General features: G+C 48.0%; 16 protein-coding genes. 8 read left to right on the forward strand and 8 right to left on the reverse strand.

Annotated elements, in window-relative coordinates:
• Positions 1–27: 27 nt before the first annotated feature.
• Positions 28–2,757 (reverse strand): heavy metal translocating P-type ATPase, encoded by a 2,730-nt coding sequence (locus LY387_RS03370; protein WP_234496045.1) that lies wholly within the window; start codon positions 2,755–2,757, stop codon positions 28–30.
• 203 nt (positions 2,758–2,960) lie between these two features.
• Here LY387_RS03370 and gltX point away from each other — a divergent pair, with 203 nt between their 5' ends.
• Positions 2,961–4,388: a glutamate--tRNA ligase gene (gene gltX / locus LY387_RS03375; RefSeq protein WP_234495316.1), complete on the forward strand. Its 1,428-nt coding sequence runs from the start codon at positions 2,961–2,963 to the stop codon at positions 4,386–4,388.
• Positions 4,389–4,524: 136 nt separating this feature from the next.
• Here gltX and dxs read toward each other — a convergent pair whose 3' ends face one another.
• The 3 genes from dxs to xseB are packed head-to-tail and all read right to left on the reverse strand — an operon-like array spanning position 4,525 to position 7,562.
• The gene (gene dxs, locus LY387_RS03380) at positions 4,525–6,390 is read right to left on the reverse strand and encodes a 1-deoxy-D-xylulose-5-phosphate synthase (RefSeq protein ID WP_234495317.1); all 1,866 of its coding nucleotides are present in this window, start codon (positions 6,388–6,390) and stop codon (positions 4,525–4,527) included.
• A gap of 24 nt (positions 6,391–6,414) precedes the next feature.
• Positions 6,415–7,299 carry a (2E,6E)-farnesyl diphosphate synthase gene (gene ispA / locus LY387_RS03385; protein WP_234495318.1) on the reverse strand — a complete coding sequence of 295 codons (885 nt, stop codon included), beginning with the start codon at positions 7,297–7,299 and terminating at the stop codon, positions 6,415–6,417.
• A 20-nt stretch (positions 7,300–7,319) separates the two neighbouring features.
• Positions 7,320–7,562, reverse strand: coding sequence for an exodeoxyribonuclease VII small subunit (xseB, locus tag LY387_RS03390; protein WP_042473750.1), 243 nt, complete (start codon positions 7,560–7,562; stop codon positions 7,320–7,322).
• A gap of 335 nt (positions 7,563–7,897) precedes the next feature.
• Here xseB and pomA point away from each other — a divergent pair, with 335 nt between their 5' ends.
• The 3 genes from pomA to thiI all read left to right on the forward strand — a co-directional run bounded on the left by pomA (position 7,898) and on the right by thiI (position 11,343).
• On the forward strand, positions 7,898–8,662 hold the full coding sequence (gene pomA / locus LY387_RS03395; RefSeq protein WP_042473753.1) for a flagellar motor protein PomA: 765 nt from the start codon (positions 7,898–7,900) through the stop codon (positions 8,660–8,662).
• A gap of 87 nt (positions 8,663–8,749) precedes the next feature.
• Positions 8,750–9,634, forward strand: coding sequence for a flagellar motor protein MotB (locus tag LY387_RS03400; RefSeq protein ID WP_419153435.1), 885 nt, complete (start codon positions 8,750–8,752; stop codon positions 9,632–9,634).
• Positions 9,635–9,894: 260 nt separating this feature from the next.
• Positions 9,895–11,343 (forward strand): tRNA uracil 4-sulfurtransferase ThiI, encoded by a 1,449-nt coding sequence (gene thiI, locus LY387_RS03405; RefSeq protein ID WP_234495319.1) that lies wholly within the window; start codon positions 9,895–9,897, stop codon positions 11,341–11,343.
• 137 nt (positions 11,344–11,480) lie between these two features.
• On the opposite strand, the gene LY387_RS03410 is transcribed toward thiI, so the two are convergent.
• Together LY387_RS03410 and gloB are read right to left on the reverse strand one after the other, a co-directional pair.
• Positions 11,481–13,052, reverse strand: coding sequence for a LysM peptidoglycan-binding domain-containing protein (locus LY387_RS03410; protein ID WP_234495320.1), 1,572 nt, complete (start codon positions 13,050–13,052; stop codon positions 11,481–11,483).
• 76 nt (positions 13,053–13,128) lie between these two features.
• On the reverse strand, positions 13,129–13,887 hold the full coding sequence (gene gloB / locus LY387_RS03415) for a hydroxyacylglutathione hydrolase (protein ID WP_234495321.1): 759 nt from the start codon (positions 13,885–13,887) through the stop codon (positions 13,129–13,131).
• A gap of 38 nt (positions 13,888–13,925) precedes the next feature.
• Here gloB and LY387_RS03420 point away from each other — a divergent pair, with 38 nt between their 5' ends.
• On the forward strand, positions 13,926–14,666 hold the full coding sequence (locus LY387_RS03420; protein ID WP_234495322.1) for a class I SAM-dependent methyltransferase: 741 nt from the start codon (positions 13,926–13,928) through the stop codon (positions 14,664–14,666).
• On the opposite strand, the gene rnhA is transcribed toward LY387_RS03420, so the two are convergent.
• Entirely contained in the window at positions 14,663–15,127 is a 465-nt protein-coding gene (gene rnhA, locus LY387_RS03425) for a ribonuclease HI (RefSeq protein ID WP_234495323.1), read from the reverse strand. The two genes, LY387_RS03420 and rnhA, sit on opposite strands and share 4 nt — an antisense overlap.
• A 57-nt stretch (positions 15,128–15,184) precedes the next feature.
• On the opposite strand from rnhA, the gene dnaQ reads away from it, so the two are divergent.
• Positions 15,185–15,928, forward strand: coding sequence for a DNA polymerase III subunit epsilon (dnaQ, locus tag LY387_RS03430; protein WP_128648971.1), 744 nt, complete (start codon positions 15,185–15,187; stop codon positions 15,926–15,928).
• 9 nt (positions 15,929–15,937) lie between these two features.
• Positions 15,938–17,182: a TIGR03503 family protein gene (locus tag LY387_RS03435; RefSeq protein ID WP_234495324.1), complete on the forward strand. Its 1,245-nt coding sequence runs from the start codon at positions 15,938–15,940 to the stop codon at positions 17,180–17,182.
• A gap of 80 nt (positions 17,183–17,262) precedes the next feature.
• Here the strand turns inward: LY387_RS03435 and fadE are convergent, their stop codons facing one another.
• Positions 17,263–19,707, reverse strand: a complete 2,445-nt coding sequence (gene fadE, locus LY387_RS03440; RefSeq protein WP_234495325.1) for an acyl-CoA dehydrogenase FadE — start codon at positions 19,705–19,707, stop codon at positions 17,263–17,265.
• Between the two features lie 333 nt (positions 19,708–20,040).
• Here fadE and lpcA point away from each other — a divergent pair, with 333 nt between their 5' ends.
• Positions 20,041–20,616 (forward strand): D-sedoheptulose 7-phosphate isomerase, encoded by a 576-nt coding sequence (lpcA, locus tag LY387_RS03445; protein WP_128648969.1) that lies wholly within the window; start codon positions 20,041–20,043, stop codon positions 20,614–20,616.
• The last annotated feature ends 29 nt before the right edge of the window (positions 20,617–20,645 follow it).

Consider the following 20,645-nt stretch of genomic DNA (forward strand, 5'->3'; position numbering starts at 1 on the left):
TAGATTGTCAGTCATGTTGAGCACTGGTTAGTTTTTATAGTGGAACTTTCTTAATCGATTAGCATTGGTTACGACCGTAATAGAAGAAAGTGCCATTGCTGCCCCGGCAAAAACAGGGCTAAGCAAAAATCCGAATAGTGGATATAACACACCAGCAGCAATTGGGATGCCTAAGGTGTTGTAAATAAACGCACCGAACAAGTTCTGTTTAATGTTCTTAACCGTCGCTTTAGAGAGCGCGATTGCATGAGCCACAGTAGCAGGGTTGCTGTTTAGTAGCGTCATTGGGGCGCTTTCTATCGCGACGTCGCTACCTGAGCCCATAGCGATACCCACATCTGCGAGCGCTAATGCCGGCGCGTCATTGATACCGTCACCGACCATGGCGACATGTTGGTACTGCCTTTTAAGCGCTTCGATATGCGCGGCCTTTTCGTCTGGTAATACTTCAGAGAACACCTCATCAACACCAACTTGCTCTCCAATGACTTTTGCAACGTGGCGATTGTCACCGGTTAGCATGATGGTCTTTATGCCTTGACTTTGGAGGGCTTCAATCGCTTGTTTTGCCTCAGGTTTGATTTGATCGGCAATGGTGATTAAGCCTGCAGGTTTTGAGTCAACTAGGATAACGATTGGGGTCAAAGCCTTGGTCGCGGCGTCTGAAATTGATGCGTCTAGCACGGTAATATCTACCTGTGACGCTCTGATATGATTTAGAGAAGCAACGAGCACGTGGCGACCTTCCACCACCCCTTGAACGCCTCTACCTTTGAGGTTCTCAAACTCGGTTGGTTCATTGACATTCGTTTCAGCCCAATAATCGGTGACGGCTTTGGCGAGAGGATGTTCAGAGCGTTTCTCTAATGGCAACACTAATCTAGCAAGCTCCATTTCGGATAGACCAACAGTTTGGACGCCTTGTACTTTAGGTTGCCCTAACGTGAGCGTTCCCGTCTTATCAAATACGACAGCGTTGATCTTGCTAAGCTTCTGTAGTGCATCCGCATCTTTAATCAGAATCCCAGCTTGCGCGGCTTTACCTATGCCAACGGTGATAGACAGCGGGGTAGCAAGACCCAGAGCGCAAGGGCAGGCGATGATAAGTACGGTTGTCGTGACCACAAGCATGTAGCTTGCCTTTGGCTCTGGGCCTACTAAGAACCAAACCGCCGCAGCGCCTAAGGCAATGAGCACAACCACAGGGACAAACACTGCAGAGATGGAATCCGCAAGTTTCGCAATAGCGGGTTTGCTGCTCTGTGCGTCTCGAACTAGATTAATAATGCGTGACAGCATGGTATTGGCGCCGACGCCCGTTGCGTCGATGACTAAGCTGCCGTCGGTATTCACAGTGCCTGCTGACACCTTGTCGCCAACCCCTTTAAGTGCAGCAATGGGCTCGCCAGTGAGCATAGACTCATCAACATAGCTGTGACCCTCAGAAACCTGTCCGTCGACGGGGACCTTTTCACCCGGCTTAATTCGCAGTCTCATGCCAAGCTGAATGTCGGAAACGGCCAATTCGACGTCTTTGCCATCGATGATCGCCGTCGCTACTTGGGGTTGTAGGTTCATTAGCGCCTGCAAAGATTGATTAGTCTTGGCCTTCGCTTTGGCTTCTATGTAGTGACCGAGCGAGATAAGTCCGATGATCATCGCGCTTGCCTCAAAATACACATGGCGTGATGATTCTGGGAACCAGCTCGGAGCGATGACGACGAGCATCGAGTAGAACCATGCTGCGCCAGTGCCCAGAGCAACCAAGGTGTCCATGGTGGCACGACCGTGCGTTAGCGATTTGTAAGCGTTGGTATAGAAATCACGACCTGCCGTCGCGAGAAGCCATAAACAGAGTATGCCGACAGCGCCCCAAGCCATTTGATCGCCAGAGTGACGGATCATCATACTGCCGCCAAGCACGCCCCACAGCATCAACGGCGCTCCGACCGCTAGTGCGACAATCGTATTCTTTTTTTGCTGCGCTTGATGAGCAAGCAAGGCTTGCTGCTGTTGCTGCTGGCTAGTCGCTAGATCCTCGACTAACTCCCCTTGGTAACCGGCATTGCTAATCGCTTTTAATAGCGGTGTCTGGATATCATCTATCGGCAAGGCGGTGCTGACCATGGCGCTTTGCTCAGCAAGGTTTACGCGAGCAATGTCGACACCAGGTACGGAGAGAAGTGCTTTCTCTACTGACGAAACACAGCTCGCACAGGTCATGCCTTGAATCAGCAAATGAATACTCGGTAGGTGGGAGTTTTGTGAAACTTCGACGGGCTGTTGGATTTCAGGCTCTTTCTTATGATGCTCTGAATGTTCACTGGCGGTGTCTGTAGTGGGGACATTAGATGGCTTCGCTACTTGTTCTGTCACTAAAGTTGCGTGATACCCAACCTCTTCGATGGCATCAACTATGCTGTTTACGTTCAGTGTTGATTCCAGGGTTAGTGATTGCTTACTGATTTCAATGATGTCGCTGTCATCAAGCGATTGCAGTTTTTCACGCAGCTTTGCTACACATTTACCGCAGTTTAGCCCCGAGAGTTCAAATACCCATACAGGCTTAGCTTGGTAACCAAAGCCTTCAACAATCTCAATCACTGTACTCACATCGCTTTGTGTTGAGACTTTAAGTGTTTGCTTATCGATATGGTCGATATGGATGTCATTGGTCGATGCTTCGACAGCATTTTTGACTTTATTCACGCAACCCATACAGGATAAACCCGATAAATTAAGCGTATAACTGACCATAACCCACCTCAAAATTCGTTCGTTGTTGTTAACCATAAACCTTCCCTCAAGGGTAAGGTCAAGAGATTTGATTACATTGAGTTTGCTTGATGAGGTTATTGGGTATAGTGATTGTAGAATTAGCGCAAGGTGATAAAATAGCGCCCAAAATTTGCAACGCATAATGATGAGCATTGTGCGACGTTGACAACAAGGTACTTTCGATGACGGTTAAAACACGTTTTGCTCCAAGCCCTACAGGCTATCTTCACGTCGGTGGTGCGCGTACTGCACTGTATTCTTGGCTATTTGCTAAAAACCAAGGCGGTGAATTCGTTCTACGTATTGAAGATACAGATCTTGAGCGTAATTCTCAGGAAGCAGTAGATGCGATCCTAGAAGGCATGCAGTGGATGGGTCTTGAGTGGGACGAGGGTCCGTACTACCAGTCTAAGCGTTTTGATCGCTACAACGAAATGGTAGAGAAACTACTTGCTGAAGACAAAGCCTACAAATGCTATGCACCAAAAGAACTTCTAGAAGAGATCCGTGCAGAGCAAGAAGCGAACAAAGAGATCCCTCGCTACGATGCGAATCATCCGAAGATTGTTGCGGCGAACGCAGCAGCAAAAGAGGGTGATCCATGTGTGATTCGTTTCCGCAACCCGAAAGAGGGCAGCGTAGTATTTGATGATCAAATTCGTGGCCGTATCGAGATCTCAAACAGCCAAATGGATGATCTGATCATTCGTCGTACTGATGGTGCGCCAACATACAACTTCGTTGTTGTGGTTGATGACTGGGATATGGGTATCACTCATGTGGTGCGCGGTGAAGACCACATCAATAACACACCACGTCAAATCAACATCTATGAAGCACTTGGTGCGCCAGTACCGACATTCGCACACTGTGCAATGATTTTAGGTGATGACGGCGCTAAGCTATCTAAGCGTCACGGCGCTGTGTCAGTGATGCAATATCGTGATGAAGGTTACCTACCAAACGCACTAAACAACTATTTAGTACGTCTAGGTTGGTCTCACGGTGACCAAGAAATCTTCTCTCAAGAAGAGATGATCAACTTGTTCTCTCTAGATGCGATCTCTAAGTCAGCATCAGCGTTCAATACAGACAAACTGAACTGGTTGAACAACCACTACATCAAGACCTCTGAACCAGAGTATGTAGCGAAGTACCTTCAATGGCACCTTGATGAGCAAAAGCTGAACACTGAAAATGGTCCAGCGATCACTGAGGTGATCAAGCTTGTTGGCGAGCGCTGCAATACCTTGGTTGAGCTTGCAGAGCAAATCCGTTACTTCTACGAAGACTTCTCTGAGTTTGAAGCGGGCGCGGCTAAGAAACACCTGCGTGGCGTTGCGAAGCAGCCCCTAGAAGTAGCGCTAGCGAAAGTAGAAGCGCTACAAGAGTGGACAACGGCAAACATTAAAGAGCAAGTGATTGCGGCAGTTTGCGAAGAGCTAGAAATCGGCATGGGCAAAATCGGCATGCCACTTCGCGTAGCGGTAACGGGTGGTGGTCAATCTCCATCAGTAGACGCTGTGATGGAGCTTGTTGGTAAAGAGCGCGTAATTGCTCGCATCAAGATGGCTCTTGAGTTTATTGCTGAGCGTGAAGCAAACGCATAACGGCCAAGCGATTGGATTTGAAAAGCCGCAACCTAGGTTGCGGCTTTTTTGTGTCCGTAAGTTATCCGAATGAGAAAAAGTGGCATTAAAAAAGCGACCACAAGGTCGCTTTAGCTTTCTCTAACCAGAAATATCTCTATTTAGAGATGTAATCACGAATAGACGCTTCGATACCCGCAGCATCAAGACCAAGCTCTGTATGTAGCTCATCCTGCGTGCCTTGTGCGATAAATCTGTCTGGAAGACCAAGGTTTAGTACTGGCTTCATTAGCTTCTCTTGCATCATGAATTCTATGACACCAGCACCTGCGCCGCCAGCGATCGCGTTCTCTTCAAGAGTCACAATCACATCGTGGCTATCGCACAGCTCCTTGATAAGCGCCTCATCGAGCGGCTTAACAAATCGCATATCTGCCACTGTCGCGTTGAGGTTTTCTGCTGCAACCAGCGCGTTGTCTAAGAAGGTACCGAATGACAAGATGGCTACTTTCTCACCTTCGCGAACAACATGGCCTTTACCAATCTCTAAGCCGGTAAACTCAGCTTCAGGTGTTGTGCCGTTACCGCTGCCACGAGGGTAGCGAACCGCACTTGGACCAGTGTGCATGTGACCAGTGTAGAGCATCTGACGACACTCGTTCTCATCGCTTGGCGCCATGATCACCATGTTTGGAATACAACGCATAAAGCTGAGATCGAACGCACCTTGGTGGGTTTGACCATCGGCTCCAACCAGACCAGCACGGTCGATGGCAAACATCACCGGCAGATCCATAATGGCGACATCATGGATTAGCTGATCGTAGCCACGCTGCAAGAAGGTTGAGTAGATCGCTACAATCGGTCTGTTACCAGCAATCGCCATGCCCGTTGCAAGTGTCACCGCATGCTGCTCAGCAATCGCGACATCAAAGTACTGACTAGGATACTCTTTCGAAAAGCGAACCATACCAGAGCCTTCACGCATTGCTGGCGTGATTGCCATTAGTGACGGGTCTTTCGCTGCCATATCACACAGGAAGTCACCAAAGATCTTCGAGTAAGTCGGCTTGCTTGAACTGCTTTTTGGCAGGCAAGAGTGTGAAGGGTCAAACTTAGGTACACCGTGGTAGCCGATAGGATCCTTCTCAGCAGGCTCATAGCCCTTGCCTTTCTTGGTCATAATATGCAGGAACTGTGGGCCTTTTAGCTCACGCATATTCTTGAGCGTTTTAACCAACTCATTAACATCATGACCATCGATAGGACCAATGTAGTTAAAACCTAACTCTTCGAATAGCGTTCCTGGGACAATCATGCCCTTGATATGCTCTTCGGTACGCTTGACCAGTTCCTTAATTGGAGGAAGTCCAGACAGAGCTTTTTTGCCACCCTCACGAATGGAGGTATACAAGCTACCAGACAACACTTGAGCAAGGTGGTTGTTCAGGGCACCAACGTTCTCAGAGATGGACATCTCGTTGTCGTTAAGGATGACCAGCATGTCAGGGTGAACATCACCTGCGTGGTTCAGTGCTTCAAACGCCATACCTGCCGTGATAGCGCCATCACCGATAACGCTAACGACTTTGCGGTCTTTGCCTTCTTTAGCGGCGGAAATCGCCATGCCAAGACCCGCACTGATCGACGTTGATGAGTGACCAACAGACAGTGTGTCGTACTCACTTTCTTCGCGCCATGGGAAAGGGTGTAACCCGTCTTTTTGACGGATAGTCGATAATTGCTCACGACGGCCAGTTAAGATCTTATGAGGGTAGGCTTGATGGCCCACGTCCCAGATAAGCTGGTCGAAAGGTGTATTGTAGACGTAATGCAGAGCAACTGTGAGTTCCACAGTGCCTAGTCCGGAAGCCAAGTGTCCACTAGACTGGCTCACTGAATTTAGCAAATACGTCCTTAGCTCCTCACACAGCTTAGGTAAAGATTCCTTCGGCATCAGACGAAGTTCTTCTGGCGTGTTTGCTAATGTCAGTGTCGGATACTTTGAAATATCAAGTGTCATAGTTATTTAGCGCTTTAATATAGTCTAGTTGTTGCGCTCGATGACATATCGTGCGAAGTCTTCGAGTAATTGCGTATTGTAGGGTATCGCTTGCAAAGCACAAAGTGCTTCTTCAAATAGTTGCGTAGCTTTTTGCTGCGCGCCTTCCAGCCCAAGTAAGGCAGGATAGGTACTCTTATTGAGTTCGACATCGGAACCTTGAGGTTTCCCTAGTGTTTCCGTGTCACTAACAATATCTAGAATGTCGTCTTGCACCTGAAACGCAAGACCAATCGCCTCAGCGTAGTTCTCAAGCTGAGGAAGATACTCACGTCCTTTCTCTCCAGCGGCTAACGCGCCGAGTTGAACCGCGCATTTGATAAGCGCACCAGTTTTGTGGCGGTGTATCTGCTCAAGCTCTTCTAAGCCTACCGAGCGATTTTCCGCTTCCAAGTCCAGTGCTTGCCCGATACACATACCGGCGGCACCAGATGCGTTCGCGAGTTCTTTCACCATATTGATACGTTGAGACTCGGCAAATGACGCTAATGGACCTTCAGATAGTATCGTAAATGCCAATGTTTGAAGTGCGTCGCCTGTCAAAATAGCGGTCGCTTCATCAAACTCAATGTGGCAGGTCGGCTTACCGCGACGAAGTTCATCGTCGTCCATCGCAGGGAGATCGTCGTGGATGAGCGAATAAGCATGAATACATTCGATGGCTGCAGCAGGGGTGTCGAGCTCCTCTTCAGTGCATCCAAAGATAGAACCTGTGGCATAAACTAGAAAAGGCCTTGCACGTTTTCCGCCGAGAAGTAGGGCGTAGCGCATGGCCTCAATGAGTCTTTGCTGTTGAAACGGGTAGCGATCCAACCAAGCATCCAGTTGCTCGTTGTTGCGCGTTTGATAAGACTTCAAAGCCTCAATCATGGGGATACTCACTTTTGAAATTATTCTGACTGCTGAGCGAAGTCTTGCAGGTCCGCGTCGTCATCCTTAGCCAGGAGAATACTCACTTTTTGCTCCGCTTCTGTCAGCTTTTGCTGTCCAGCTCTCGCTAAGGCAATGCCTCGCTCAAACTTTTTCAGCGCGTCGTCAAGCGCTAGGTCGCCATTTTCTAATTGTTCTACCAGCGTATCGAGCTCATCGACTGTCGCTTCGAAAGACATGTTTTCAGGTTTCTTAGTCGCCATAACGTACTTATTTTTTATGAAATGATCGAACGTTACATGAGCGGCTAGCGATGGTCAAACTTAAGGTGCTAAAAATGCCGTGAAGATACGTCGCAGGCTTTTTGATTGCTAAAAAAAGCGCCAATATCGTGCCTCAAAACAATGAGGTTAAGGGCTTTTCTATCTGATAAAAGAGGAGAAGTGATCACTGGTCACGCAATTTTGTGATTTTGTGGTCATAAATCACTTAAAGATATCGTCACTTGGTCGATAACCTTAGAGCAACGAGATAGACTCGGTGAGCTCGAATAGCTCACCAGAGTTTCTAAGACGTCAAATTTTTCATGGAGTGTTGAGTGGATTTAGCAACGCTGATAGGCCTCATTGGTGGGGTCGCTTCGATAATTATCGCAATGGTGCTGGGTGGCAGCATCATGACTTACTTCGATACAACCTCGGTATTTATCGTAATCGGGGGCTCGACCTTTGTCGTCTTGATGAAGTTCACCTTGGGGCAGTTTTTTGGGGCAACCAAAATTGCCAGTAAGGCGTTCATGTTCAAGACCGACGAGCCAGAAGATCTCATCGCTAAAATTGTGGAAATGGCAGATGCGGCTCGTAAGGGCGGCTTCCTAGCGCTTGAAGAAATGGATATCCAAAACAGCTTTATGCAAAAGGGCATCGATCTTCTTGTAGATGGACACGATGCAGAGGTTGTACGCAATGCAATGCAAAAAGACATCGCGTTAACAGACGAGCGTCATGAGAAAGGCGCCGCGGTGTTTCGATCATACGGTGATGTGGCACCGGCCATGGGTATGATTGGTACGCTGGTGGGTCTGGTAGCGATGCTATCTAACATGGATGACCCAAAGTCCATCGGTCCTGCGATGGCGATTGCACTTTTGACCACTCTTTATGGTGCCATGCTTGCGAACATGCTGTTTTTCCCTATCGCTGACAAACTGACGCTGCGCCGAGAGCAAGAAAACCTTAACCGCCGCTTGATTATGGATGGCGTATTAGCGATTCAAGACGGTCAAAACCCACGTGTCATTGATGGGTACCTGAAGAACTACATCAACGAGAGTAAACGAGCCTTCGACCTCGATGGTGAGTAGTACCGTGTCCGTAATGAATTGCAACGGGATTAAATGATGGAAGAGAAAGCAAAATGTAAATGCCCACCTCCTGGGGCGCCTGCTTGGATGGCGACTTTCTCTGATCTCATGTCGCTGTTAATGTGCTTCTTCGTACTCTTGCTATCGTTCTCTGAGATGGATGTACTGAAGTTTAAGCAGATAGCAGGTTCAATGAAGTTTGCGTTTGGTGTTCAGAACCGATTGGAAGTGAAAGATATCCCTAAGGGCACCAGTATTATCGCGCAGGAGTTTCGCCCTGGTCGTCCAGAGCCAACGCCTATTGATGTGATCATGCAGCAGACCATTGATATCACTCAGCAAACTCTCGAGTTTCAAGAAGGGGATTCAGACAGAGCGGGTGGTAATCAGCGTGATGATGGCAAGATCACTGGTGGACAAACCGCAGATCGAACTCAGAAGAATCAAATAGGCACAGCCTCGGCAGAGAATGAGCAGCAGAACGAAGATCTAGAGAAGTTAGAAGAGCTTATCAAGCAGGCGTTACAACAAGAGATCAATCAAGGCGCTGTAGAGGTGGAAAACCTTGGACAGCAGTTGGTGATTCGAATTCAAGAGAAGGGGGCTTTCCCTGAGGGTTCGGCGTTCCTGCAACCCAAATTTAGGCCTCTGGTGCGTCAAGTTGCCGACTTAGTGAAAGACATCCCGGGTCAAGTACGAGTATCGGGCCATACCGATAATCTGCCGTTAGACTCAGAGCTGTATCGTTCAAACTGGGACCTAACATCGCAGCGCGCTGTATCTGTGGCGCAGGAGATGGAAAAAGTGAAGGGCTTCTCACACCTTAGACTCAGGGTGATAGGCGTTGCTGATACCGAGCCGCTTGGACCAAATGATACCGAAAGGCAGCGAGCTCGAAATCGCCGCGTCGAGATCAGTATTATGCAGGGCGAGCCTGTCTACACCGACGAAGTCTCCGCCGACGGCAATTAGTGACTTTTCAAGTTGATGAAATACCAGAGCCATGCTCTGGTATTTTTGTTTATGGACCAAAGAAATGCGTGCAGATTTGAATTAAGTCGATTGCTCGCATCTTGTCGGGCTTGGGGGTATACTTGCGCCCCTGATGAACAATCGCTCAGTCGAGTCTTAGTTTTTAAGCACGTAGAATTGAGCGAATTTGTACTACAGTTGATATGTGTTTCCCTATACTGTCGCGCTCAGACAGCATTGCAACGAGATGTGAAAAGACTATGAGATTTATCGTAAAGCCCCATCCAGAGATTTTTGTAAAAAGCGATTCAGTGCGTAAGCGCTTTACGAGGATCCTTGAGTGCAACCTGCGAATCATTATCCAGCGCCGTACGGAATCGGTGGCGGTGTTTAACCGTCGTGACCACATTGAAGTGAGTGCAAGTTCAGACCAATACCACAAAGAGGTATTGGAGATTCTGACTCAGACCCCTGGTATCCACCACGTGCTTGAGGTTCAGCAATCTGATTTTGCTGACATGCACGATATCTATGAGCAAGTTCTAGAACTTAACGGCAAGCGTATTGAAGGCAAAACCTTCGTCGTGCGTGCGAAGCGTCGCGGTAAGCATGACTTTACCTCGATTGAGCTTGAGCGCTACGTTGGCGGCGGTCTGAATCAAGCGGTAGAAAGTGCGCGTGTGAAGCTGTCTAAGCCGGATGTGACGGTAAACATCGAGGTTGCAAACGACAAGCTTAACCAAGTTATCGCACGTCACAAAGGCCTTGGCGGTTTCCCTCTAGGTACTCAAGAAGACGTACTCAGCCTTATCTCTGGCGGTTTCGACTCTGGTGTATCGAGTTACCTGCATATCAAACGTGGCTCAAAGACGCATTACTGCTTCTTCAACCTAGGCGGCCCTGCTCACGAGATTGGTGTTAAGCAAGTAGCACACTTTTTGTGGAACAAGTACGGCTCGTCAGCGAAGGTGAAGTTCATCTCTGTCGATTTCGAACCGGTTGTTGCTGAGATCCTAGAAAAAGTAGAAGACGGCCAAATGGGCGTCATCCTCAAGCGTATGTTTATGCGTGCTGGTGGCATGCTTGCTGAAAAGTTCGGTATTGAAGCACTCGTGACAGGTGAAGCACTGGGTCAGGTATCGAGCCAAACACTGACTAACCTGCGTCATATCGATGGCGTCACTGATACTCTGATTCTTCGTCCTCTTATCAACTGGGATAAAGAAGACATCATCGACCTAGCGCGTGAAATCGGCACCGAAGATTTTGCTAAAACCATGCCAGAATACTGTGGCGTGATTTCTCGCAAGCCGACGGTTAAAGCGGTGAAATCTAAGCTAGAAGCGGAAGAAGAGAAATTTGATTTCTCTGTGCTTGAACAAGTGGTGCGTGACGCTCGTATGATCGATATCCGTGATATCGAGAAAGAGAGCCAAGAGCAGGCACCGGAGGTAGAGCAAGTGGAAGCAGTTGAAAACGATGCTATCGTACTAGACATTCGCAGTGCGGAAGAAGAAGACGAGAATCCATTAGAGTTGGATGGCGTTGAAGTGAAACACCTACCGTTCTTCAAGCTTGGCACTAAGTTTGGTGATCTTGACCAGTCTAAGACTTACCTACTTTATTGTGACCGCGGTGTGATGAGTCGACTGCAAGCGCTTTATCTTCAAGAGCAAGGCTACAGCAACGTTAAGGTTTACCGCCCATAACGTAAAATACTCTGAAAAACGCCAAGCTTTCATGCTTGGCGTTTTTTATTGTCTGACCGATAGAAATTGGTATCGGTGCTAGATTCCAGCCATAAAAAAACCAGTCTGAAGACTGGTTTTTATTACGGTGAAAGTCACTATGCGCTTGTCTTAGTGACATCCACATACAACTTCAACTTCTGACCCGGCTTCAGGTACTTGCTCTTCTGCAGGCTATTCCACTTCACGACGTCGTTAGTGCGAACCTTGAACTTCTGTGCAATACCGCTAATGGTATCGCCACTGCGTACCGAATAGAAAACCGTGCGAATGACTGCACCGTCGCTGGCATTTTTCCAGATAACCAGCTCTTGTCCGATACGCAAGGTATCGCGAGGACCCATGCCGTTCCATTTTGCTAGTGACTGATGAGAGACCTTGTTCGCTTTCGCGATAGACCACAGGCTGTCACCACTTTTCACCTGATGAGTGACTTTGTAGTTGCCACGAGACGTTGACTGCGTTTTCGCTAAACGGTTTGAAGCGCTTAAGCTGTAGGTTGAGTCATCTTTTGTCGAGGTAGGTACAAGCAGGTACTGACCAGCACGGATGTTGTTGTTCTTCAGACCATTCGCATTGCGAACTACGCTTGTCGTGGTTTGGTGGCGCTGAGCGATGACACTCAGTGAGTCGCCTGACTTAACCTTATAACGTACTAAACGCATGCCTTTACCGCGGTTTTTCTCAAGCTCAGTATTGAACTGCTCGACGCTATCGATTGGTAGCAACAGAGTTTGAGGACCGTCAGGCGCAGTTGCCCACTGATTGTAAGCTGGGTTATAGCTTTGTAGCTCCTTGACAGAGATACCCGCGTATTTCGCTGCGATCGCAAGATCAAGTTGCTCGTTCGGGTCGATCAGCTCCAACACTGGCTTGTTCGGAATAGGTGGGATCTCTACGCCGTATTTCTCAGCATTCGCCAGAATGTCGGCGAGCGCTAGCAGTTTTGGTACGTAGCCACTGGTCTCTTTTGGAAGATCCAATGAGAAGAAGTCGATCGGTTTGCCAGCATTGCGGTTTTTACGGATAGCACTAGAAACACGGCCGCCGCCACTGTTATAAGCAGCGATAGCATGGTTCCAGTTACCATCAAAACGATTGTTTAGCTGGGTTAGGTAATCGAGCGCCGCGTTGGTCGATAGAGTCACGTCACGACGTCCGTCAAACCAATAAGTTTGGTCCAAACCAAACGCTTTGCCGGTTGCAGGCACAAATTGCCACAAGCCAGCGGCACTACCGTGTGAGTAGGCAAAGGCGTCAAATGAGCTCTCGACAATAGGAAGCAGCGCAAGCTCAAGCGGTAGATCGCGAGCCTCGATTTCTTCCGTGATTAGGTATAAAAACGGCTGTGCACGTTGCGACACCGTCTTTAAATGATTTGGATGTTTGATGTACCACTTGCGATAGTAGTCGACTTTCGCATTATTTGGGATCTCCATCTCCAGCTGCATCGCGATACGCTTCCACACATCCTCTTGTTGTTGAGGCGTCAGCGCTTTCGGTGCTTGTTTTACATCTGGAGTGGTTACTGAAACGGGCTTTGTTGTTGTAGTTGTCGCTGTTTCTGCAGGAGAGTTGGTAGGCTCTGTTGTGGTACTGCTTGAATCTGGCTGAGTCATTTGACAACCAGCCAGCAACAGGGCGAATGCCCAACTGTATTTCTTATGCATTGTGTTTGCTACAACCTCTTACTTGAACGGTTGAGCATAATACTAATAGGCGTTGGGTCAAACAAGCAGCAAAACGTTAAAATTCGTTCTTCCACTCACGAAGCGCGGTAAAAGTGGCGAGTGGATCATTATTCACACTGCGATTTGCAACCGAGCTCACAACTTCTGTTTGGGTTGTTCTTAGGAATGGATTGATCCTTTTTTCCACAGCGATTGAGGTAGGTAGTGTAGGAATCCCCTGTGCTCGTTTTTGGTTGGCTTGATCGCGATACTGATGCAAAAACTCATTGTGTGGCTCGACGGCGAGAGCAAACGCTAGATTGCTTAGTGTGTATTCGTGGGTGCAGTACACTTCCGTTTCTTCGGGAAGCAGGGTGAGTTTTTGTAGCGAGTTGTACATTTGCTCTGGTGTGCCTTCAAAGATACGTCCGCAACCTGCTGAAAAGAGCACGTCACCGCAAAAAAGCTTACCATCACCGACATAACCAACATGGTCGAGCGTGTGCCCCGGTAAATTTAAAACTAAAAACTCTTCTTGGAATAGGTTGATGCGATGGCCTTCCGACACTCGGTGAGTCAGATGTTCGGTTGAAGAATGTTCAGGGCCAATAACACTAATAGAAGGATACTTCTCTACCAGCTTCTCAATTCCGCCCGTATGGTCCCAGTGGTGATGAGTCACGAGGATAGTGACCAGCTCAAGATCGTGGCGTTCTAAGTAGTCGATAACCGGCTCTGCATCCCCTGGATCGACGACAGCACACAAGTTTTGGTTATTTTGAATAAGCCAGATGTAATTGTCATTAAATGCAGGTATGCTTTTGATATGTAACATTGTTGTTTCTCCAGTTCGGTTTGGGAGATCGCCCGAATATGAAGCCAGCTCGCAGCAAGAAAAAAGTCGACCATCCTCATTCATGGGATGAACTCGCCAATGGGCAATGGGTGTCCGAGTCGATTCAAACTCGCCTCGACGAATGGTGCCCTAAGCTATTTGGCTACCACCTACTAAAGCTTGGTGGATTGAGCTGCGAGTTAACGAGCTGCAATTGCAATATTCAGCATCAAGTCAATCTTGATGTTAAAAACCCTCTTCACAATGTTATCGCTGACCGCTACGAATTGCCATTTTTAGAAAAGAGTTTTGATGCGATTATCCTTTCTCATCAGCTAGAGTATGCCGAAGACCCTCATCGAATGCTGCGCGAAGTCGATCGCGTAATGATGGACGATGGTTACTTAATTCTTACCGGCTTTAATCCCATGAGTTTTACTGGCTTAGCGAGCCTGATGCCTTGGCGAAAAAATAACTTTCCGTGGAGCGGGCGAATGTTTACGCCTGGTCGTATTAAAGACTGGCTGGGGGTACTTAACTATCAGGTGGTTTACGCGGATACCTACGCACTGTTTCCAATGAAGCGCTACAGGACGATGTGGACCTGGCTTGAGAGCAGTATTGGTGATTGGGCATCACCGATGGGGAGCTTGTACTTTATTGTTGCGAGAAAGCGTACCTATCCGCTAAAACCAATCAAGCCGCATTGGCGTCTTAAAAAGAAACTGACGCCCGCGAGCGTCAGTTATCGAACGGCGGATAAAAAACAGTCGAGCTAGCTCGGCTGGTAACCCGTATCTTCTTCGGTCGGATTTTCTGCGGCTGCACGTGCGAGTTCATCACACATCTCATTCTCGCGGTGCCCTGCGTGACCTTTTACCCAGCGCCAATCTATGGAGTGTCTTGTTGTTTCGGCATCAAGCGCTTTCCATAAGTCGGCGTTTTTAACAGGCTTTTTGTCCGCTGTTTTCCAGCCACGTTTTTTCCAGTTATGGATCCATTGCGTGATGCCTTGGCGAACGTATTGGCTATCTGTGGTCAATATGACTTCACAAGGCTCTTTAAGTGCCTGAAGCGCAACGATAGTAGCCAACATCTCCATTCGATTGTTGGTGGTTAGCGTGTAGCCCTTTGCTAGGGTCTTTTCGTTTTGCTTATAGCGCAGAACGATACCGTAGCCACCAGGACCTGGGTTTCCTAAACAGGAACCATCAGTGAAAATTTCAACCTGCTTCGTCATGATTTGATACTATAGAGTCTTGAGAGTTTATCTACATAGTCTGACATACAAAACGCCATGAATACCAGTCACAATCCTGAACAGCGCCGAATCGTCGTACTCGATACCGAAACAACCGGTATGAACCGAGAAGGTGGGCCACATTACCAAGGGCATCGAATCATTGAAATCGGTGCGGTTGAGATCATTAATCGAAAGCTGACTGGTCGACATTTCCATGTCTATATCAAACCGGACATGGCGATCCAGCCTGACGCGATTGACGTTCACGGTATTACTGATGAGTTCTTGTTAGACAAGCCACTCTACAAACAGATACATGAAGAGTTCCTCGAGTTTATCAAAGGTGCCGAACTGGTTGCCCACAACGCGCCCTTCGACGTGGGCTTTATGGACCATGAGTTTGGTATGCTGGATGCATCTATTGGTAAGACCGAGCAGTACTGCAAGATTACCGATACCCTCGCCATGGCAAAACGCATGGCGAACATGCCAGCTAGGAAAAACCTAGACTCTTTGGCGAAACACTACACTATCGACACCTCAGCTCGTATTCTCCACGGGGCATTGCTCGATGCGGAGATCTTGGCAGACGTTTACCTAGCAATGACTGGTGGACAGACGTCAATGCAGTTCAATACTGGTCAATCTGATGGCGATGCTGGTGGCGAATCTATTAAGCGTCTCACATCCTCACGAAAATCATTAAAGGTTTTGGTCGCTTCTGCCGATGAAATAGATGCGCATAATGCGCGTTTAGATATCGTTGAAAAAGGCGGCAGTTGTCTCTGGCGTCAGTAGGAGAGAAACATGCAGAGGATAATGCTAGCGATAGCGGTGTGGCTATCGCTGACGGTCGGTGCAATCGCGAGTGAGTCCTCTATGCCATTTCTTGATAATCGGTTTCGTGTGGATGAAACCGTCGACCGAATTACCTTTTTGGTTTATCGAGAAGACCGTTCTAAGCCAGTAACCTTGGTCAGACCCGATGGCAAAAAATATTACGCGTGGCGCCACCCATCGCATGTTCATTGGATAGAGGAACCGACGGTAGACGTGATTACCATCGAGCGCCCGATGCCAGGGCCCTGGCAAGCAATTGGTAAGGTGACGCCTAAGAACAATATTCAGATTATCTCCCAGTTGACCTTGCAAGCAGAAACCCTACCGCAGCGCATCTATCAGGGTGAGAAGCTAAAGTTTACCGCTCGCTTGATGACGGATAATGAACCACTCATTGTTGAAAATATCCTAGACCGAGTGAACCTTCGCGTTGTTATGACTCGCTATCTAGAGGAGCAAGCGCAAGCAACGGCGAAAGTCGCGCCTGTTCCTATTGTTATTGGTGAGTTCCTCGATAATGGCGAGGGTTTGGATGAGCGTGCAGGAGATGGCATCTTCACGGTTGAGCTGCCGATAACTATCGAACCGGGTAAGTACAATGTTCGAATTACCACCGGAAACGGGGTTTTCTTGCGAGCACTTGAGCAAGAAGTGTTTGTTTATCCCACTCCGTTCGTCACTCGTTTCTTGCAAGGTGAGGGTGATGTCCCGCACCGCATTCAGGTGAGAGGGGAGGCGGCCACCATTGAAACTGGGTCACTTGCTGCCTCGATTGAGCTTCAAGAGCCAGATGAAACAGAGAGCATCGTTCAGCACCAAGCAGGTCGTGATGAAAACGAGATGCTGATTCAGTTTAACGATCGCCATCAGATCGGAACGTATCATTGGTCGGGACATGTCTACGCAAATGAAGCCGCATCTGGAAGAGCCCTAGTGTTTGACTTGCCAGATAGAACTTTCAGTGTAGTAGGGGCAATTGATCTAGCAAAGGCAGAACAGATGCAGCAAGCGGCGCGAGAAGCACGTAAGAAGGCTGAGCAGGAAGCCCAAATACTGGCGCATAGGCAAGAAGTACGTAAAAAGGCGATAATTGCGATTGCCGCCGGTAACTTCATACTTTTGATTGTCGGTGGTCTCACCTGGTGGCTATTGAGGCGTCGAAAGTTGGCGAAAGCCTCGTTACCTGAGATGCAATTAAAGATGCCTAGTTAATTTAAGCTCACACCTTATAAGCACAAAAAAGCCAGCAAGATGAACTCTTGCTGGCTTTTTGCATTAATGGTTTGAAGGTGTTAAGCCACTTCTTCCATCGCTGGGTAAACTGGCTTTGCGGCGAGCTCCTCAGGGGAGAAGTCATCCACATTAATTGTGTACAGACGATGCGCCTCTGCGGTAGTGAGTAAGTTTGCCTCTTCTTGAGTAAGAATGCCTTTCTCTAGACCTAGCGTCGCGACTTTGTCCAATTGAGTGAAAGGACGACGCTGTTCTAGTGCTTTACATACCTTAGTAAAGACTGGCTCGGCGCGAAGAATGATATCAAGCGCTTGTTCGATTCGTCCTACAGCGTTGTGCTCAGTTGGCTCGAGGTATTGACCATAGCCAAGGCGAGTTCGAGCCGCACTCGGCGTTTGTAGGATGCGAGCGACTTGGCTATCTAACTTGTCTGAAGGGGCTTTACGCACCTTGCCAAATGGCAGCACAATGAGTCGCATCAAGCGACCAATCGCTTTGTTCGGGAAGTTCGCTAAGAAGTCATCAAGAGCCTGCTCCGTTTGTAGCAAGCTATCTTGCATACCCCAATGCAGTAGCGGTAAATCTTCGCTGTTGCGTCCTTCTGCATCATAGCGTTTTAGCGTTGCGCTGCTTAGGTATAGCTGACTTAGGATATCACCAAGACGTGCCGACAGACGCTCTTTACGCTTGAGTGACCCACCTAGAACAGCCATGGACACATCAGAAAGAAGAGCTAAGTTAGCGCTGTAGCGATTAAGCTGCTGGTAGTACCGCGTTGTCGCGTCTTTATGTGGTGCTGCTGAGCCGCGACCATCAGTGAGGCCAAGCCAAAAACTGCGAACCAAGTTACTGATAGTAAAGGCAACGTGACCTGCTAATGCCTTATCAAACTTGTCCACAGCATCTGAAGCAGATGAGTGAGCGGCCTCCATCTCATCAAGGACGTATGGATGGCAACGAATCGCCCCCTGTCCATAGATGATCATTGAGCGAGTCAAAATATTCGCGCCTTCAACGGTAATCGCAACCGGCGCGCCTTGATAGCCACGACCTAGGAAGTTCGATGGACCCAAGCAGATACCTTTACCACCAACGATATCCATAGCATCAATGACGCTGCGTTGGCCACGGTGTGTACAGTGGTACTTAACAATTGCTGAGATAACTGATGGCTTCTCACCTAAATCAATACCGGTGACGGTTAGGCGGCTCGCGGCATCCATGACATAAGCGTTACCGCCAAGGCGTGCTAATGGCTCTTCGATACCTTCCATGTGGCCGATGGGTTGTTTAAATTGACGACGGATGCGAGCGTAAGCGCCAGTCGCCAGAGCGGCTGTCTTGATGCCACCCGTTGAGCTTGAAGGCAGAGTAATACCACGACCTACTGACAAACACTCAACGAGCATGCGCCACCCTTGGCCAGCCATCTTTTGACCACCGATGATGAAATCAATCGGGACAAACAGCTCGTTTGCTCGAGTAGGACCATTTTGGAACGGTACATTAAGTGGGAAGTGACGATTACCAATCTCAACGCCTTTAAGATGAGTTGGAATAAGTGCACAGGTAATGCCAAGATCTTCAACATCGCCTAATAGACCGTCGGGATCTCTCAGTTTGAAAGCAAGACCAAGCACAGTCGCTACAGGTGCAAGCGTGATATAACGCTTGTTCCAAGTCAGCTTCATGCCCAATACTTCTTTACCTTCCCATTGGCCCTTGCAGACGATGCCAAAATCAGGAATGGAGCCTGCATCTGAGCCAGCCTCAGGGCTTGTTAGTGCGAAACATGGGATCTCTTTGCCGACCGCAAGCCTTGGTAGATAGTAGTCTTTTTGCTCTTCGGTACCATAATGTTGCAGTAGCTCACCTGGACCGAGGGAGTTTGGTACCCCCACCGTCGAAGACAAGACTGTTGAAACGGCGCAAAGTTTTTGCAGTACACAAGACTGAGCGTACGCAGAGAACTCAAGCCCGCCATATTGCTTCTTGATGATCATGGCGAAGAACTTGTTGTCTTTTAGGTATTGCCAAATTTCAGGTGGCAAATCGGCAAGCTCATGGGTGATTTGGAAGTCATTGACCATTGCACACACTTCATTGACTGGACCATCAAGAAACGCTTGTTCTTCTTCTGTTAGTTTTGAAGGCGTGATGTTTTGCAGCTTCTGCCAGTCAGGTTTGCCTTTAAATAATTCAGCTTCCCACCATACGGTACCGGCATCCAATGCTTCTTTTTCCGTCTGAGACATAGCCGGAAGCACTTTTCTAAACAGGGTTAGTGCTTTTGCTGACACCAGTGATTGTCTAATTGCAGGGACACACAACATAGCAATAGTGGCGACATATAACGCCCACATAATCGCACCAAACACGCCTAGTAGCGTGCCTAGCACCATAACTGCGGTGATAAACAGAAGGGATTTTGCCAATGACGCTCTTTGATAAAAACTAATACCAATAGCGCCAAGTAAGGCGACGAGTGAGAGCAAGATGTCCATGATGGTTCCTTTATCTGGGTACTTATTGTTGTTTTACGCAATGGTTGTTTTGGTTCGACTCATATTGTTTTATGTAAGGTAAGAGGTCGTACCAGTGATAATTGTAACTCAAATATTGCATAAATGTAAAATCCGAAAAGTAATTACTCTAATTGGTGCTAAATTGAGCAAGCGAAAACGCAGTCCATGTGCATATTTGTGCGTTGATTGACAATATTTCTCAATTCGATGAACAGGTAGGGTTACGTCTATCGACAGAGTTAAGGGTTTATAGGTAAACTCAAAGAGAACAGACATCAGGTGTATGTCGCAAAAAACAAAGAGAATAAACCTATGTACCAAGACTTGATTAGAAATGAGCTTAACGAAGCTGCTGAAGTACTGAACAAATTCCTTAGTGACGATCACAACATCGCTCAGATTGAAGCTGCAGCAAAGATGATCGCTGACTCGTTTAAACAAGAAGGTAAAGTATTGTCTTGTGGTAACGGCGGCTCTCACTGTGATGCTATGCACTTTGCAGAAGAGTTAACTGGCCGTTATCGTGAAAACCGTCCAGGTTACGCAGGTATCGCAATTTCTGATCCTAGCCACCTTTCTTGTGTGAGTAATGACTTCGGTTACGACTTCGTGTTCTCTCGCTACGTAGAAGCCGTAGGTCGTTCAGGTGACGTGCTATTTGGCTTATCGACATCGGGCAACTCAGGGAATATCCTCAAAGCGATTGAAGCTGCTCAAGCGAAAGGCATGAAAACCATAGCTCTAACGGGTAAAGATGGTGGTAAAATGGCGGGTGCAGCTGACATTGAAATTCGTGTACCGCACTTTGGCTACGCAGATCGTATCCAAGAAGTGCACATTAAAATCATCCACATCATTATTCAGCTTGTTGAAAAAGAAATGGAATAACAACGCACTGTTATTCTCAATGATCGGAA

The sequence above is a fragment of the Vibrio maritimus genome (assembly GCF_021441885.1).
Taxonomy (GTDB): Bacteria; Pseudomonadota; Gammaproteobacteria; order Enterobacterales; family Vibrionaceae; genus Vibrio; species Vibrio maritimus_B.